General features: G+C 51.0%; 11 protein-coding genes. 2 read left to right on the top strand and 9 right to left on the bottom strand.

The genetic code is table 11. The features are described from left to right. Positions 1-234: 234 nt before the first annotated feature. Positions 235-1107: a PEP-CTERM sorting domain-containing protein gene (locus tag CA13_RS23780; RefSeq protein ID WP_146400931.1), complete on the bottom strand. Its 873-nt coding sequence runs from the start codon at positions 1105-1107 to the stop codon at positions 235-237. A 246-nt stretch (positions 1108-1353) separates the two neighbouring features. On the opposite strand from CA13_RS23780, the gene CA13_RS36155 reads away from it, so the two are divergent. Both CA13_RS36155 and CA13_RS23770 read left to right on the top strand, forming a co-directional pair. Further along, a complete protein-coding gene (locus CA13_RS36155) occupies positions 1354-1761 on the top strand; it encodes a helix-turn-helix domain-containing protein (protein ID WP_146400929.1) in 408 nt (135 codons plus the stop codon). 169 nt (positions 1762-1930) lie between these two features. Next, on the top strand, positions 1931-3553 hold the full coding sequence (locus tag CA13_RS23770) for a sulfatase (protein WP_473087512.1): 1623 nt from the start codon (positions 1931-1933) through the stop codon (positions 3551-3553). Positions 3554-3597: 44 nt separating this feature from the next. Here CA13_RS23770 and CA13_RS23765 read toward each other — a convergent pair whose 3' ends face one another. The 8 genes from CA13_RS23765 to CA13_RS23730 form a co-directional block, all read right to left on the bottom strand. Then, entirely contained in the window at positions 3598-5064 is a 1467-nt protein-coding gene (locus CA13_RS23765; protein WP_419194741.1) for a family 16 glycosylhydrolase, read from the bottom strand. A 96-nt stretch (positions 5065-5160) separates the two neighbouring features. Beyond that, a complete protein-coding gene (locus tag CA13_RS23760; protein WP_146400925.1) occupies positions 5161-6762 on the bottom strand; it encodes a sulfatase in 1602 nt (533 codons plus the stop codon). Positions 6763-6791: 29 nt separating this feature from the next. Beyond that, positions 6792-8774 carry a glycoside hydrolase family 127 protein gene (locus CA13_RS23755; protein WP_146400923.1) on the bottom strand — a complete coding sequence of 661 codons (1983 nt, stop codon included), beginning with the start codon at positions 8772-8774 and terminating at the stop codon, positions 6792-6794. A gap of 59 nt (positions 8775-8833) precedes the next feature. Continuing rightward, positions 8834-10456, bottom strand: a complete 1623-nt coding sequence (locus CA13_RS23750; protein ID WP_146400921.1) for an MFS transporter — start codon at positions 10454-10456, stop codon at positions 8834-8836. A gap of 142 nt (positions 10457-10598) precedes the next feature. After that, positions 10599-11999 (bottom strand): family 16 glycosylhydrolase, encoded by a 1401-nt coding sequence (locus CA13_RS23745; RefSeq protein ID WP_419194740.1) that lies wholly within the window; start codon positions 11997-11999, stop codon positions 10599-10601. 128 nt (positions 12000-12127) lie between these two features. Then, positions 12128-13285, bottom strand: a complete 1158-nt coding sequence (locus CA13_RS23740; protein ID WP_146400919.1) for a kappa-carrageenase — start codon at positions 13283-13285, stop codon at positions 12128-12130. Between the two features lie 56 nt (positions 13286-13341). Continuing rightward, a complete protein-coding gene (locus CA13_RS23735) occupies positions 13342-14742 on the bottom strand; it encodes a sulfatase-like hydrolase/transferase (RefSeq protein ID WP_419194739.1) in 1401 nt (466 codons plus the stop codon). Between the two features lie 335 nt (positions 14743-15077). After that, positions 15078-17594, bottom strand: a complete 2517-nt coding sequence (locus tag CA13_RS23730; protein WP_419194738.1) for a glycoside hydrolase family 2 TIM barrel-domain containing protein — start codon at positions 17592-17594, stop codon at positions 15078-15080. Position 17595 lies beyond the last annotated feature (1 nt).

Raw genomic sequence — 17595 nt, 5'->3', positions numbered from 1 at the left:
GCACAGCCCCAATGGTTTGCCTAGCCCTTCCCAACGGAGGCTTCTGAGTTATTAGCAGTAACGCTAGGAAAAAGGCGGTGAATCTATTTCAACTACTTCATCAGCCTTGGTTGGGAGGGGCTAAGCAAACGGACGAACCGTTGGCCCAAGCGATCGATAACTCTGCGTACCAACACAAAAAAAGCCAGCGAGACAACTCACTGGCTTCGAAGGTTGAAGTGGCTTTATCAAAGACTATGCGGTCTTTGTCTTTCGGCGTCGTAGCAAGGTTGCGCCAAGTCCGCACGCACCAAGCATGGCCAAAGATGATGGCTCTGGAACTGCAGATGCAGCAGTTGCCTGGAAATAACCCGATTGAATACCCATGCTTGCTGCGCCAGCATCGGTGGCATTGAAGTAAAAACCAACACTTTTCACATTATTCACGTCAACGCTGGAAGCCATGCTGCCGAAAATGGGGCCCGTTTCAATCGTAGCTGGATCAAAACTGAACCAGTCTTCCGAAGCTGCATCGGTAATGAAGAAATCGCCAGTAGCTGTGCCGCCGCCAGTCCAGTTTTGCGAGGTGCTTGCGTACCAGCTGTCGTCACTCTTCTGCATCAGAAAGCGGAAGGCGGTTGTTCCAGTATTCTGCCGGAAACCGACGTGACTCAGCGTTTCCAAAGTATTGTCCGATGACAGCCAATTCGCACTTTCCCACGCGACCATCGCCGTCACACGAGTAAGGTTAAGGTCGGTAGCAGTATCCGTTCCGACGAGTCGAATTCTGTCGTGGTTCGCGTTATGTTGAATCTGGGCCGTCTGGAGGGTGAGAGCGCCAGCGTCACGAACCATCGTTGCTGCTGTATTAAAAATTGGCGTCCGACCGATACTGGCAGGGGTGTTATAGTAGTTTGCGCCAACCACAGGATTTGCTTCCGTGCCGGCCGTGTAGTTGGTCGGTTTTGAGGCAAAGTTTCGGTTAGCAGTGACTATGTCGGTTTGATTGGGGGTAGGATTCGTAACAGCCCCATCAGTACTGCCCCACTGGACGATGACGCCAGCCTGCGAAATGCCACCAAAGGTTAGTACCAAGCCAAAAATAAGTGTTCTCATCAAAATATTCATTCTAAATGCTTCTCCCGGATCCAAGGTTGCAAACAAAACACTACCCCTAATCTTCCTATCTCACTGTGGCTTCCACAGAAAACCACAGGCACAATTGCGCATTTAATATGCGTCATTGCGACCGATGGTTAATGAAGCGACATCGTTGCCTGACAGACCGCCCTGCATAAAGTAGTACAATACTCGCTCGGTGTGCTTGGGCAACCCTCGAACAGGGTATTTGGGGACAAGATTCTGATAAATTCGTTGGGTGTTGCCAAAAACCTCGATTTCAAAGGATTGTTCCGTACCCTACCTGACGACTTTGGGAGGTCGTTGGAGCTTGGAAAGGTCATTAGCTACCTTTGCCGCCATCCCTATCAACCAATGACCGTCAAAGACATTCTGCGAGCAGTCGCGATGACCCGGCGAATTATGGAACGTCGCTTTCGCCAGGAATTCGGTCAGACTCCGCTCGGGGCGATACGCCGCTTACGCATGGACAAGGCCCGCAAGCTATTAGCCGAGACCGATCTAACGATACAGAAGATTGCGGAGGCCTGTGGCTATAGTACCCTACAACTACCTCACCAACGTGTTCAAGAAAGTCACTGGCATGACACCGACGGAGTATCGCAAAAAGGTACAGCTGCATCAGTAGGTTGCGCCCTGTGATGGGACTGGGGCAGACGCACACACGCACATTTAATGCGCATTCGCGCCTATCGCGTCTATCGGCATAGGCTAGAATCACGTTGGTAGTCGCGGCTAACCCAGCGGCTTCCAGGTCATGTCCGATGCCACTGTCCCACCTAACGAAGAACGGCACAATCCAATGAGACAAATGACAGCGATTGGCTTTTTATTGACGCTACTCGTCTTCGCAGGCATGGCACAAGCCAGTGACCAGCCAAATATTTTGTTTATCGCCGTGGACGATTTGCGTCCGGAACTGGGTTGTTACGGATCGCCGATCGCGGTGACTCCGAACATGGATAAATTGGCTAGCCAAGGACTGCGGTTTAACCGAGCGTATTGTCAACAAGCTATCTGTGGTCCGTCACGGGCCAGTATCATGACGGGCGCACGTCCCGACACGATCGGTATCACGCACAACTACGTGAAGATCCGCCAGCTCAATCCTGACATTCTTACGCTGCCACAGCACTTTGGTGCACATGGCTACGACGCCGTCTATCTTGGCAAGATTTTTCATCATGGTGATCTGGATCCAGCATCATGGAATCGTCAGCCTTCCATCGATAAAGTCGAGCCGAGAAGCGATACGACCGTAGGTGGTTTTGCACTCCTTGAAAACCAGAAGATCAAGGAAGAAACACGGAAGAAGATGTTCGCAAAATACGGCGCGGTGGCGAAATTGGGGCTGGCGATGGGACCAGCATATGAGAGTGCCGACGTTCCCGACAACACTTACGGCGATGGTTTCCATACCGACGTAGCGATTGCCACGATGCAGGAAATGGTCAAAGAAGGTGAGCAACCGTTCTTCCTTGGGCTTGGTTTCAACAAGCCGCACCTGAACTGGGTTGCGCCCAAGAAATATTGGGATCTATATGATCGTGAAAAGATCCCCATGGCTTCTCAGGCGGAGGGCCCAAAAGATGGCGCGGCAGTGGGCCTACATCCTTCGTTCGAGTTGCGTGTTCGAGCGGGGATCCCAAAGATCGGCAAGTTTAGTCCGGAACTGGCACGAACGATGAAGCACGCCTACTTGGCTTGCGTGAGTTATGTCGATGCACAGATCGGCCGCATGATCGAGGCATTGGAAGAGGCCGGAGTTCGCGACAACACGATCATTATTCTCTGGAGCGATCACGGCTACCATCTCGGCGAAATGGGACTTTGGTGTAAGGCGACTAACTACGAAATCGCAACCCGCGTGCCAATGATGATTTGGACTCCCGACATGCCTTCGAGCAGTCGGGGAGCGACGACCGATGCGTTGGTCGAACTTGTTGACATGTACCCGACGCTATGTGATTTGGTTGGGATTGATCAGCCGTCGCATTTGGAAGGGACCAGTTTTAAGCCGTTGCTGGAAGATCCTGAGCAAAAATGGAAAACGGCAGCGTTTAGTCAATTCCCTAGTCCGGCGTTAAGGGAGTGGGGAGCTTTCCCGATTCGTCCTGCGATGCGTGAGACCTATTTTGGTCCGCTGCTAATGGAGGTTGAAGACGAGATCAAACAACAGATGGGTAAAAAGTGGGATCGAGAACTTTTTGAGAACGACTTGATGGGATACGCAATGCGAACCGATCGCTATCGATTGATCGCATGGAAAGATACGAAGCATCCCGAAGCGACGCCCGTTTTCACGGAACTCTACGACCATGAGTCAGACCCACGCGAGACACGGAACATCGCAGATGAAAACCCCGCGTTGGTCGCGAAGTTGTTACAGCGACTCAGAAAAGGATGGAAAGCGAGTGGCCTGAATAACAATTGATCGCTGGCCAATATCACGCTCCCATTTCTCACCTTCACCGCATCTTACTTTTCATCAGCGCGAGTGATCGCAATGTCGTCGATATAGATCAAGCTACAACTCTCCGTAGCGTCTCCGTCGTCGATTGCAATTCTCATTCGGTCGTTGGAATTTGAGGGATTCTCTTTTGAGAACTTCTGCTCAAGCGTTACCCACTTACCGGGTTCCACATCGGAAACGTCGAAAGCCGGCAACTCAAGCCCTGGATCTTCTAAAGCAACACGAATACTCTTCAAATTGCTATTCAGCTTGATCCAAACATTCATCGATAGCGAATAGTCACCAGTGGGCAGACGAACCGAACCTTTCGGCCCAACTGCGGCAACATCAGTGACGGTCAAATCGTCCTCATGCAAGAACCTCAAGCTCTTTTGACCAGAAATTGAATTTTCATCGCGCACAATCGAAAGATACTTTGCCGCCTGTAGATCAATATTCCAAAATTTTTGGTAGTCGTTCTCTCTAGAGCTTTCCGGAACGAGATTCAGTGGCTTGGGCGATTCTTGAAACAGAATTGGTCCTTCAAACCCGAACAGCGTGCGATCGATGAGATTCGCATTTGGCTTCTGCCAAACTCTTAAGTATTCAATTTCATAATCAACTGGCAATTGGTCCTTGTCGGGCAATCCAAGCCATACAAATACTTCGGAATCGAACCAGATTTCAAGGGGATTGGTTAAAACCCAATCGTCACCAACTTCTTCTTGTGTCGTTTCGTACACAAGCTCGCCATCGACGAAGCACTTGAGATAGTCTTCGCCCCACTCGCAGCCATACACATGAAAATCGTCGGCAACGCGGAAGGGAAGTTTGCGTTTGTCACCAAACTTTCGCGTTGGGCGTTTTGCTGGCGGCGACCAATCGTGAACCGAACTCTTTAGAGTATTGTCGTGAATATCTCCTTGAGTTTTTGGTTTGCCCATTTGTTCGTAGATATCCAATTCCGATTCGTAGCCAATGGCCCAAAACGAACTGGTCATTGTGGCATCGGCCGCTTTGGTTTTTGCTTCCATGTAACCGTAGAGGAATCTGTTTCTGGTGATCACTCCTGCTGTGGTGACTGGAATGTGTTTGCCATCATGCCAAGCGTACGTGTTTCCTTCATGCCCTTCATCTTCTGCAAATTTGAATTCCGGTTCCCACTGTGACCTCAGCTTCAATTTCCCATCATCGACTCGGACATTGTGGGGTGCGAACTGAGAGGGAGCGCGACCTTTCCAAATGTAATAGTCACCGCTAGCGCCTTGGACAAACCACTTTGATTGGTCGATGTCATCGCCATCGAACTCGTCACTCACCGATTCGTTGAGCACCCAGCCACCCGAGTTCGTTGGGTCGGACGCGGGGAAAACATTCGTTTGTGTAGTGGATATTGATGACTTCGAAACGGCCTGCTCTTGAGCGTTAGCAGAGCTGAACAAAAGCAGCATCGCGATCAGTGAAACAGCTATAAATCGTGGGGGAGGCATCATGTTTTCATGTCCTTGAGATGGTGTGCTTAAGAATCAGTAGCGGCAGGAACGCGGTCGAGTCATCATGTTTTTGGCCAACGGCCAAATTGGAGTTGATCAACGAGCGTCGAATTGTGCCAGCATCTTTGCTACCAGTTCGGGTTCTTGTTTCGCGATATTCACGGTCTCGTTGGGATCGGTTTTGTGATCGTATAGTTCGATATCGACCGGATCGGCTTCAGGGTGCCGAACATCTTTCCAGACGACAAGTCGATATCGATCGGTTCGCATCGTGTATCCCATCAAGTCATTTTCAAACAGATCACGATCCCATTTGTCGCCCTGCTGAGCGATGATCCGCTGCTCGACTTCTTGGATCAGCGGACCGAAGAATGTTTCTCGCATGCTCGGTTGCAGTGGATTGGCCGCCCACTCACGCAACGCAGGATTGGGGAACTGACTGAACGCAACCTGGTCCCACTGGCGATCCGGACTGTCCAGCAAGGATTTGAAACTGGTACCTTCCAAGTGACCCGGCAACGACAATCCAGCCAACTCACAAAGAGTGGGATACATATCAACCAATTCGACCAAAGCCTCGGTTGTCTTACCGCGAGTGTCAGCAGGCATGTCAGGCGTCCAAATCATCAACGGTACTCGCGTTGCAATCTCGTAGTTGGTTGCTTTCCCCCAAACGCCCATGTCGCCGAGGTGCCAACCGTGATCGCCCCACACGATGATGATCGTGTTCTGACGCAACCCCGCTTCATCGACCGCTGCAATCATGCGTCCGATTTGGGCGTCGACATAACTGACACAGGCTAGGTACGCGTGCTTGAGCGTTCGGGCGAGTTTCGGTTCGATTGGACCCGACTTTGGAATGCCATCGCGAACTCGCAGTTCAAACGAAGCGTGCAATCCCATCGCTGCGCCGTTTTTCGGAGCATGAACCTGAGTGGCCAACGGTATTTTCGCGGGGTCATACAGATCCCAATATTTCTTCGGGGCGATGAATTCAAGATGCGGTTTGTAAAAACCTAACCCAAGAAAGAAAGGCATGTCGCCATCGGCAACGATGTCCTTCATCTCGGCGATGGCGAGATCCGTATTGTATCCGTCTCGATAAGCTTGATCCGGTACATCCGCACATTCGTAGGCCGGTCCATGCACCAGCCCCGTCTTGCCAATGCCTTTCCCGTACTTGGCTTCTAGCGTTTCTAAGTTCTTCTTCAAGATCGCTTGGTTCTCAGGAAGAGCATAAGCGGAGCGGGGAGCTTTTAGCTTTAACTTCTTCTTGTTGGGCTGCCGACTCCATGAGAATTCAGGGTCGGAATGATCAACGTTATGAAAGATTTTTCCACAATGGACGGCCTCGTAACCATTTGCGATAAAGTGCTGAGAAAGCGTGACGATATCTGGGTTGAGGTCACGGAATTTGGCAGAGTTTTCGACGACGCCAATGGTGTCCGGCCGGGCTCCCGTCATCAGACTGGCTCGTGATGGACTGCAAATCGCTTCTTGGCAATAAGCTCGGTTGAACAACAAACCGTCCGCAGCCAATTTATCCAGGTTTGGCGTGATTGCAATTTCGGATCCGTAGCACCCCAGTTCCGGGCGCAGGTCGTCGATGGCGATGAAAAGAATGTTGGGTTGATCCGCCGCAAAGCTACTGGAGACCGTCAAAGCGAATACAGCAAACGTGGTTAGCAGTTTAGTCATGTTAAAAAACCTCTCAATGATGTGATGTTCTATTTCCAAACGACGGGCACAAAGACCGTCATTTCGGCCGTGCCACGATTGCTCCAGGCGTAATACGGAACGAAATTGATCTTGTGGGAACTCCACTGGGGTTTCTTGACAGCCCGATACATCCCCTGTTCCTGGTCAGGTCGCAGCAGCACGTTGGCGCTGATCGTCGTTACTCCGCCTAACAGATCCGGACGATGAGTCGTCATTAATTCGGTGTCACCTTCAACGTAAACATCAAGCGTTCTCGTGCCCTCTGGCAGATCAGGTGTCTCGACACAGTACACCAGCGGTCCGCGTTTGAGGGCGACTTGGTTACGAACTTCCTCGATCAATCGATGCCCCTCGACAAAGGTCGGCTTCATCGGCATGTCTACGGTTACTACGTCGCCGGCTTTCCACTCTCGTTCAATCACGGCGAAGGTTCCCGGTTCAATCTCGACTGCAGCGCCATCGCCGTTGACTTGAATCGTGGTTCCCACTGCCCAGGCCGGAACGCGTAGGCTGATTGAAAAGGGCGCCGACTTGCACTCATCTATCGTTATCTGAACCTGACCCTCCCATGGGTACGGTGTTTCCTGAGTCAATTTGAGCGTCGATCCGTCAAGCAACGTGGTGTCGAGTTTGTTTCCACCGTACAGATTCACCGTTACACCGTTTTCGGAAAAGCTATAGGCCCAGCCCGAAGCCTTTGCGATCGTTCGGACCAAGTTCGGCGGACAACAAAAACATTCGATGTACGGTTCACGATCAGCCGACTCGGTGCAATCACGATTGTCTTCGTATTCGCGTTGACCACGGTTCATCCGCAGCGGATTGGCGTAGAAGTAATGCTTGCCATCGGCGCTGATGCCAACCAGGGCACTGTTGTAGAGAACCAATTCGACGATGTCCGCATACTTCGCGTCTCCCTTGATGCCCAGCAGTCGCCAATTGAACATGGCGTTGGCGATATTGGCACAGGTTTCGTTGTAGGCAGTTGCCATTGGCATCAGGTATTCGTCTAAGAATCCTTCCTCAATCTTGTCCCGCCGTGTTGACGCGCCAAAGTGAGCTTGTCCGACTGCGCCGGTGACATACATTTTCTTGTTGGCGACGTTGTCCCAGAGTCGGTCCAGTGCATCGATCAGTGCTTGCTCGCCAGTTTCCGCATATACATCGGCCGCGCCGGCGTAGTAATAGAGTGCAAGCACGGCATGACCGACCGCTTCGGTTTCCTGACGCAGCGGAACTCGCTCCTGCACCATGTCTCCAATGGGATACCCTTCGGTGCTGGCGTCTTCCACAACCGCAGACTTTCCCCGATTATTGATAAAGATCTCGGCTAGCTCCAAATACCGCTTGTCCTGTGTGGTTCGGTAGAGTTCGGTTAGCCCCATGATTTGCGACTGATTGAAACCGAAACGGCAGAGTTCCTTGGGCTGTGGCTGAAACAAACTGTAGAGCAGCGTCGCGTTTTTGATCGCGATGTCTAAGAAGTTTGTTTTCCCTGTCAGGCGATGGTGAATGCAGGCACTCGTGTAGAGATGGCCACAGTTGTACATTTCGTGATACTTACGGTTTGAAAAATGCTCGATCCCATCGATCTGGATGTTGGTATGCAGGTATCCGTCGTCCTCCTGAGCCTTGCCGATGATGTCGATCACTTCGTCAAGGTCACGCAGGATCGCTTCGTCATGATTGATGGCGTAGACGTACGTGGCCGCTTCCATCCATTTGAAAAAGTCGCCATCGTGCCAAGCGAAACCCTGATGCTTGCCCTCCCTCAAACCGGCCGCAATTTTAAAATTGTTCAGACCATGTCCGATGTCGCCTTTTAGAAGTGATCCCATGTACGGGACCATGACTTCTTCGCACTGTTTGAACTTCTCCGCCCAAAAACCATTGGTCCAGCGGCAATCTCCGTAATTGATATTGCGGAGCGTGACATGTGGGCTTGAAGAGGTGTTAACGATCGCCCGAGCGTGCGTGGTTGATGTTGGCATGGCGGTGATTAGATGATCCAGTATGTGATGATTACGTAGCCTTAAACTATGGTCAAACGTTATGCTTTTGGCGAAAGTGCCGCTTGGATTTCTTCGATGCTCATGTTCTTCGTTTCCTTCAAAGTAAAGAAGAGAATCGACAGACCGATCGCAACCGTTGTTGCATAGAACAAGAAGATGTAAGTCATTCCCATGCTTTCTAACTGCCTTGGGAAAAAGAACTGCACGATCCAACTTGTCAAACTGGTGACGACGGCAAAGAACGGAATCGCCATCCCGCGGACGGATGCCGGGAAGATCTCTGAGAACAGTACCCACATCACCGGACCAACCGAGAAGTGAAATGCGGCAATAAAACTAAGGATGCCAAGCAGCACTAGTTTCGCGTTGATCTTAATCGACGCCTCCAGCAATTTATTGAAATGCTTCGATCCGTTTTCTTTACCAAGCGCATCGTAAACCGCTCGACGGAGGGCAATGTCGCTGTCAAATTCAACACCTGCCAACGGCTTCAAGAGTTCGGCGCCCAACACGTCGGACTGCACGCCGGTTTCAGCAACCACGCTTTTAGCGATTTTTGCGTCTTCGGCCATCTCGGTGATTGACTGATCCGAAAGAACGTAACGGGCTTCGTGAAATGCATACGCACATAGACCCAAGCTGGCGATGATCCACACCATTCCCCAAATGATTAGCGGGCGTCGTCCCAATCGGTCGACCAACAGCAGGCCCAGAATCGTAAAGATGACGCTGGTTAACCCAACCCAAATGGCTTGTACGAAAGCCGCGTTTTCGCCGATCCCCAATTGCTTAAAAATCGTCTGTGCGTACAGCAGAACAGCATTAATGCCGGATGATTGTTGCGCAATGGCGATGGTGATACCGATGATAAATATCAAACGCATTGGCTTGCTGAATATCGTCTTCAGCTCAGTCCATGACGAACGCTCATGTGCCACTTCATCGATGCTCTCACGAATCTCACTCACGTGAGTTGCGATTTCACTTTGCGGCATCAACTTAGCCAATTTCGCTTCGGCCTCCTCGCTTCGCTGAACGTAGATTAACCAATAGGGACTCTCGGGAATAATCAGCAAAAGGCCTAACCACAGCAGGCAAAACGGCACCTCGGCACCCAACATCCATCTCCAGGCATTATCGGGTGTTACGCCAAGGGATTTCACCCAGTCGATATCGGCACCTGCCAAATAGAAAATCAAATATGTGATGAAGTAGGCTCCGAACAAACCAACGACAATATTGATTTGAGTCATTGAGACGAGCTTACCTCTCCACTTCGGCGGAGCAATTTCGCCGATGTACATCGAAGCCAATGAAATGGAACTCCAACCCACCCCGCCCAAGAAACGTGCGGCAACCAACGCCCAGTAATTGGGGGCCAAAGCGGAACCGACGGCTGAAATCAAATAGAGAATGGCAATCAAAATAATCGCCTTCTTGCGACCAAACTTATTACAGACCCAACCAGCAAATGGCAAGGCCAGCAAGACTCCCAAAGCAGGCGAAGCCACGGCCGTTCCCAATTGCTCAGGCGTCAACCCAAACTCGCCCTTGATCAAATCGACGCCACCCGAAATCAATGCCGCGTCAATACCGAACAGAAAGCCCCCCATCGCGACGATCGTTGCGTAGATGAAGGCGGTTCGTGTGTGTGAATTCATGCTTTGCTGTTTCAAATTTTCGTATGACGGAGGAAAATGATTCGTTGCCCAAAAACGTCAACCGTATTGGCCGAAAACGTATTGGCCGAAAACGTCAGATGCAGAACGTCTGGGTGACCTTCGCGACAACCAAAAGCCTATGTTACTCGATCGACATGTCGTCAATGTACAGCGTGCTTCCTTTTTCGCCCGCGTCCTCCATAGCGACAACGATTCTCAGGCGATCCTTACTTCCAGATGGCTCGCGACGTTTGAAGGTTTGACGAAGCGTCACCCACTCGCCTGTCGCAACCTCGGTCAGATCAAAAGGTTTTAGGTTCAGCCACGGATCTTCAAGGATGACATTGAGCTTCTTGATGGAGCTATCCGGGGCAATCCATACTTTCATCGATAGCACATGCTGGCCTGAGTCCAGCTTCATTGATCCAAAGGGAGCGAATGCAGTGGATTGACCAGACAGTTCACCGGAGTGTTTGAATTGAAGCGACTTAGTTCCTCCACTTGCCTTTGCTTTGGTGATCGAAAAATAGGGTCGAGAGTCTGGGGCGATCCACCAATCCTGTTTCTTTCCGCCGAGATCGATCGGACCTTCAAAGTCAAACAAAACCTCGTTGGATCCTGTTCCGTCTCCGTTGGCCTCGGCTTGAGCAGACGCCATGTCACGCGGCCTGACTTTCAAGCCTTCTTTTTGCCACACTCGGATGTATTCGATTTCGTAATCCGCCGGCAAATCGTCCTTCTCGGGAATTCCATGCCAGGGAAACGTTTCCGAATCGACCCAAATGCTGATTGGGCCTGTTAGAACCCACGCCTCATCGCCAATTTTTTTCCGCTCTACAGTCCGGACCAATTTCCCATCGGCATAGAACTTTAAGTATTCCGGATCCCAATCAAGACCATACACATGAAAGCCATCGGCCACTTTCCAATCAAGTTGCAGCCGATCGGTCCAGGTAGTCGGCCCACCCGGTTTGGACCAATCATGGATCGATGACCATAGCTCGGATTCGAGATGCGTTTTATGCGTTTGCTTAGGCCGTCCAGAAAACTCAAATACGTCTAACTCCGTTTTGCTACCGGTCGCCCAAAAGGCGCTGGTGACCGACGCGTCTGCTGCTTTGCACTTGATTTCCATATAACCGTACAAGAATTCATTTTTGCAAATCACTGCCGCGGTCGTAATGTTCTCGTAAGCGGTGCCCTCTTTGATTTTGTTCCATGACATGTCACGTTTCTTAGAAAACTCAAAGTCGGGCTCCCATCGCGACTCGATTTTCAGCATGCCGTCTTCGAGTCGCACATTGTCGATCGAGAATTGAGAAGGAGCTCGACCAATCCATCTCGACTTGTAGACTCCATCTTTCCCTTGAATCAACCACTTTGACTCATTCAGTTGAGTTCCCTCAAATTCATCACTGACGTCTGGATTCAATGTCCAACCGCCTTCATTTGAGGGATCCGACGCCGGATGGGGATTGTCGGCGAGACCGGTTGAAAAGAAGGAAAGCACAAAGGTAATGCTTAGAAACAGTCTGGAAATCATCCAATTCTCTTGTTGTGTATGGACTTGCTTTTGCGCTGAAAAATCGTCGTTAGCCGGCGGCGTTGGTTGGTACCATCAGCAGGCCACTTTTGCGACACCTGCTATCGCCATCGACTCAAACATTGATGCTAATTCGTCGACTTCATTTTGTTCTTGAACCACTGTTGCCGCTCTAGCCCAGAAGCGATCGCATCTTTGTTCGTATCGATCTCGGCAAAATTCGATTCCACCTTGGCTTGATTCCACGGCCAGCCATTCTTTTCCCATTTGGCTTTTTCCATCGCAACAAAGTCTTCCTTGGTCATGTCCGTCGCAGCCTTCGCTTTTTTGGGCTGTTCGACTTGACTGTAAGTCGGTGGTTGCGAAGCGACCTGACTGTTTTGCCAAACTCGAACGTAATCGACAAACATTGTCGTTGGGAAACCTTCCAAGGTGGTTTTTTCTGGAACTGGAATCCGCTTACCGTCCTTGTACGCTTCAAACGGGTATCGCAACCCCAACGACAAGGTGACGTGCATGGGAAGGTGCCAGTACAGATTCGCTTTTCGAGCAACTTCCTTTCCGTCGATGTACCAAACAATCGTATCCTTTGTGTTTTCGACGGCGTAGACATGATAATCGTCGCGCGGATCCCACGGAGAATCGTACTCGTTCTTGCATTTCGCAGGATCCATATTGGGACGCAACCATTGCTTCTTACCATCCTTGACAAGGATCGTATGAAGATTGCAATCGATACGGTTCACATCGTTGTGCTTCTTGGTCTTGAAGTCGTATTCGCATTGCTGCAATTCAATCACATCGATTTCCGAATAGGCCACCGTCTCACCATCCGTAGCGGCGTAACGATTCTCGGGTCCCTTACTATGTAACCAAAACGCCGGCGAGGCACCAGGGAATCGCGAACAACCCTTTACCTTGGCTTCAAAGTAGCCGTAAGTGATCGTTTTGGGACTTCGTGCGATACCCGATTTGTAAAAGAGTTTTTGATTTCCACGCTGATGAGTTTCCTGGACCATCTGAAGATGCAAAGAGCCATCTTTCTGAAAAGCGTTACCAGGCTCCCAGCTCCACGTCCCCCAGTCCTCTGTATCGATATTCCATTTATTCGTATCGACCTGATCCCCGTTGAATTCATCGGAAAGCGCCGGAACAAACTGCCAATCGGCGGACCTGTCTTTCAAGAGGTCGCCGTATGGCTTCGGATCTTCGGCCATCGCAAACGACATCGTCGCAAGCGAAAGGAACATGATCGTGAAAGTGATTTTTTTAGCGTATATTTTCATTATTTATCCCAATGGGGCAAGCAAACCCCAGACTGGGCAGCCCAGGCCACGTTTCCCTAGTACGTTTCAGCAGGCGGCGAACGGAACTCGTCTGCGCGCCGTGACGACCAACCTTCTTCTTCGCGTCGAAGCATGAACAACGGGCGTTGAAGCTCAAGCTCCCAAGCGAACAGTTTCTTAAAGAGCGTCTTCACTAACTCTGGATTGTCCGCTGCCAAGTCATTCTGTTCGCCTGGATCTTTGACGATGTCAAATAGTTCTGCTGGTCGATCAGGAAAACGCAACAGCTTCCAATCGCCGTCACGAATCGCGCCCCGAGTTTCCATCTTCCAACACAACGTTTGATGCGGGCGACCTTTATTGCCACCCCGCAAATAGGGAAGCATGTCGACACCATCGAGGCCCTCGATTACAGACGGATCACCGCCACCGGCGGCAACAAACGTGGGCAACAGGTCGAGCGTGCTGAGCGGTAACTCATAGTCAACACCTGCTGGCAACTTTCCCGGCCAAGCAACGAGGCCTGGCACTCGGAGCCCGCCTTCGAGTTGCGTTGCCTTCACTCCACTGAGCGGAAAATTACTTGACCCGTTCTTGTCCATCGGGCCGCCATTGTCGTTCGAGAAAACGACCAGCGTATTATCACTGAGACCAAGCTCCTTGAGCTTATCGAGAACTTGCCCGCAAGCCCGATCCATCGAAAGCATCATTTGCGCCGCTATCCGCCGAGTGCCGTTCAATTCAGAAAACGTATCTTTGTCCTGCGGATCAGCTTGCATTGGCGTATGAACGGCGCTAAACGACAGATAGACAAAGAACGGCTTGTCCTGGCTACGCTGAATAAAATCACAAGCTTCATCGGCAAGCACATTGGTGAGATACCCCTCGTGCTCCTTAAAACCTTCGAAGCCACGCTCCATCAAGTTTTCACGCTTAGCTCGATTCGGATCAGGGTATGCAAAGAAACTTCTCGCGCCACCGCGGAACCCATAAAATTCATCAAAGCCACGCTTCAATGGATGATATCGGTCCGCTACCCCCATGTGCCACTTTCCAAAGACAGCTGTTCGGTAACCGAGATCCTGCAAATGGTCCGCCATCGTAGGCAACTGAGTCGGCAGCCCCATCTCATCGCCTAGCAATTTGCTGTGGTCACTCATGATGCCAGGCACATTGATTTCTTCAAATCCGAAACGCTGCTGACATTTTCCCGACAGCATTCCGGCACGCGATGGACCACACGTTGCACCGGTCACATAGAAACTCGTTAGCCGAACACCCGACTTGGCAAGCTGATCAAGATTCGGAGTCTTGAAATGATGACTTCCGTGAAAGCCAAAATCACCATAGCCTGCGTCGTCTGCGAACAACAACACGATATTCGGTTTTTCGCCAGCCGTCGCATTCAGGGAAAGCAAGGCGACAATGGTGATCGCTATCAGTTGAACCTTTATCACTTATGAATTCTCCAAACCGGTAAAATAAAGTGTGGTTCAAAAGGATGCGGCACCTACGCCACTGCGTGCCAAGACGCGAGCAACCAATCCTCCCGAACCAACTATCCACGCCGCCTGAGACAGAAAATCGAGGAGGGAAGAGCAACGAAAAGGCTGGCCCAACCCTACCTCGGAGCCTGTCTTTTTCGGCGCCGCCCCACTGGACCGTCGTATTGTATTACAATTGAGCCGCCGGTCAATGGACCGAGGTTGGAAATCGTCCGATTCCCAAGAAAACTTCGGGACCAGATTCGTCAAAACTCAACGCCCGAGCGAGGCCATTGAGAGCGTGATTCCTAATGACTCTCGATCTTGAGCTTGGCCTCCGCCAAACGGTCGGAATATGCACGAATGTGGATTTCACCTTTCTCACCCGCTTTGGACCGAACGATGAGCATCGCCTTGCCATAAAACGCGCGACGGTAATCGACATTGAACAACTCAACAGTCGACGAGTTGCCATTGCCAACCGCAGCGATCTCGCCCGCGCCGTCCACGAAGAAACGAACTAAGTTTTCTGCATTTGGACAGAGGTTGCCATCTTTGTCTTCAATCAACACCGAAACGTAAGAAAGATCTTGACCATCCGCTTGGATCTCTTTGCGATCGGGGACTAGATGGATCTTTGCGGGAGGACCAGCAGTCTTTATTTCTTTCTCCGCAACAACCTCGCCATCCGTGTATGCGACCACCTTGATACTGCCAGGCTCATACTCGACATCCCAACCAAGACGAAACGGCGACTTCCACACTTTGTCTTTTTCCCCTTCGGTATCCCAACGCAAGAAGTCGACATGGATGTCCGCCTTGTCTATGCCTTTCTTCTTCTTGCCCATGGACTTGCCGTTCACGAACAGTTCCACCTCTTCAGCGTTGGTGTAGGCATAAACGGGGATCGTTTCGCCAGCTTTGTTTTCCCAATTCCAATGCGGCAGCACATGCACCATGGGCTCCTTCGTCCACTGGCTTTGGTAAAGGTAGTAACGATCTTTTGGGAAGCCAGACAAATCAACGGCCCCGAATGAAGAGCTTCGCACGGGCCAATCGGCGTTCCAATAGCCATCGCCTGAGTGGTCCTTACCACCATAGGGCGTCGGTTCGCCTAGGTAGTCGAATCCCGTCCAAACATATTCGCCCATCACGAATGGATTCCGTGACAGATACTCGAACTCGACATCCGGTGGGTACGCCCAAGGAGGCCCGATCAAGTCGTAGCTAGTGACATGACGCGAGTCGTGCGTTTTGTATTTCTCAATTGGAAAGTGGTAGACGCCTCGCGTACTGGTGACCGAGGAGGTCTCACTCGCCAGCAAGAGCCAATCGGGATGTTCTTTATGCACGCTTTCATACATAAGCGGCTTGTAGTTCAAGCCAATGATATCCACCTCATCCGCCAACCCGTTCTTGATGGCTCCGACGGGATTATTGAAACCGGCAGCAACCAATCGCGAAGGATCTTCATCATGAGCAATTTCCGTGAGCTTTCTGGCAACCTTCCCCCCGTCTTTCGCCCCCTGTTCCATAATCTCATTGCCAATGCTCCACATGATCACCGACGGGTTGTTTCGATGTTGGCGAATCATGTCGCGAACATCACGTTCATGCCACTCGTCAAAATACAAATTGTACGATTTTGCAACCATTTGCTTATGGATTTTCCAAACATCGAACGCCTCGACCTGCAACAGAATCCCCAACTGATCTGCAGATTCTACTAGCTCAGGCGAAGGTGGATTGTGCGATGTGCGTACAGAATTCACGCCCATCGACTTCATAATTTGCAGTTTACGCTCGATGGCGCGACGATTGGAAATCGCCCCCAACGGTCCATTGTCGTGATGCAGGCAAACGCCCTGAATCGGAACATGAATACCATTGAGCAAAAAGCCTTTGTTGGCTGAATACTCAATCGTTCGAATACCAAGTGGTGTCGTGTAGGTGTCGACCACTTTGCCACTGAGGAGTACTTCCGTCCGAACTTGATAGCGATAGGGATTCTCGACGTCCCAGCGAATTGGATTTGACACCTTCAAATGCTGATTTAAATCGGCGATTGATCGTCCGTCGACGGCGAGTTCGCCACTCGTCTCCGCGACCACTTTGCCCTTCTCGTCAAGAACACTGGTGACGATAGTCGGATTGCTTGCGTTGTCACTACTGTTCTCAATTGTGGTACGAACAGCTACTTTCGCATACGAATCGGTGATTTCAGGCGTCGTGACATAAGTGCCCCATTGCCCCACATGGATTGGATCGTTGATCTCTAACCAAGTATTGCGGTAGATCCCAGCACCTGGATACCAACGTGTCGACAAATCCTCGGGACTCATTTTCACAGCGATTACATTGGATTCTCCTTCGCCAAACTTGAGATGCTCGCTCAAATCAAATTGGAATCCGACATATCCAAAGGGACGATTCCCCAAGAATTTGCCATTGATGTAAACGTGTGCGTTGTACATTGCACCATCGAAGGCGACCGAGATTGCTTTCCCCTTGGCATCCGTGGGCAATGAAAAACGTTTGCGATACCAACCGGTGCCATGGAACGGCAACCCACCATTGCGAGCGTTGTATTTTGGTTCAAATGGACCAGCGATTGCCCAGTCGTGCGGAAGCGTCACCGGTTGCCATGACCGATCATCAAACTGCGGGGCTTCAGCACCGCCCCTGGCTTCTCGACTGAATTTCCAGTCAGAGTTAAAGGACGTTCGCACGCCGTCGAATTCATTGGCACTGGCACTGGCATTGGCATTGGCGATGCAGCATGTCGCCAACAGAACGACAGCGATCACCACGGTGTTGTTTCTCATC

This window comes from Novipirellula herctigrandis (genome assembly GCA_007859835.1).
Taxonomy (GTDB): domain Bacteria; phylum Planctomycetota; class Planctomycetia; order Pirellulales; family Pirellulaceae; genus Novipirellula_A; species Novipirellula_A herctigrandis.
Note: the sequence above shows the minus strand (reverse complement) of the source record. Positions and strands in the feature narration are given on the sequence as shown.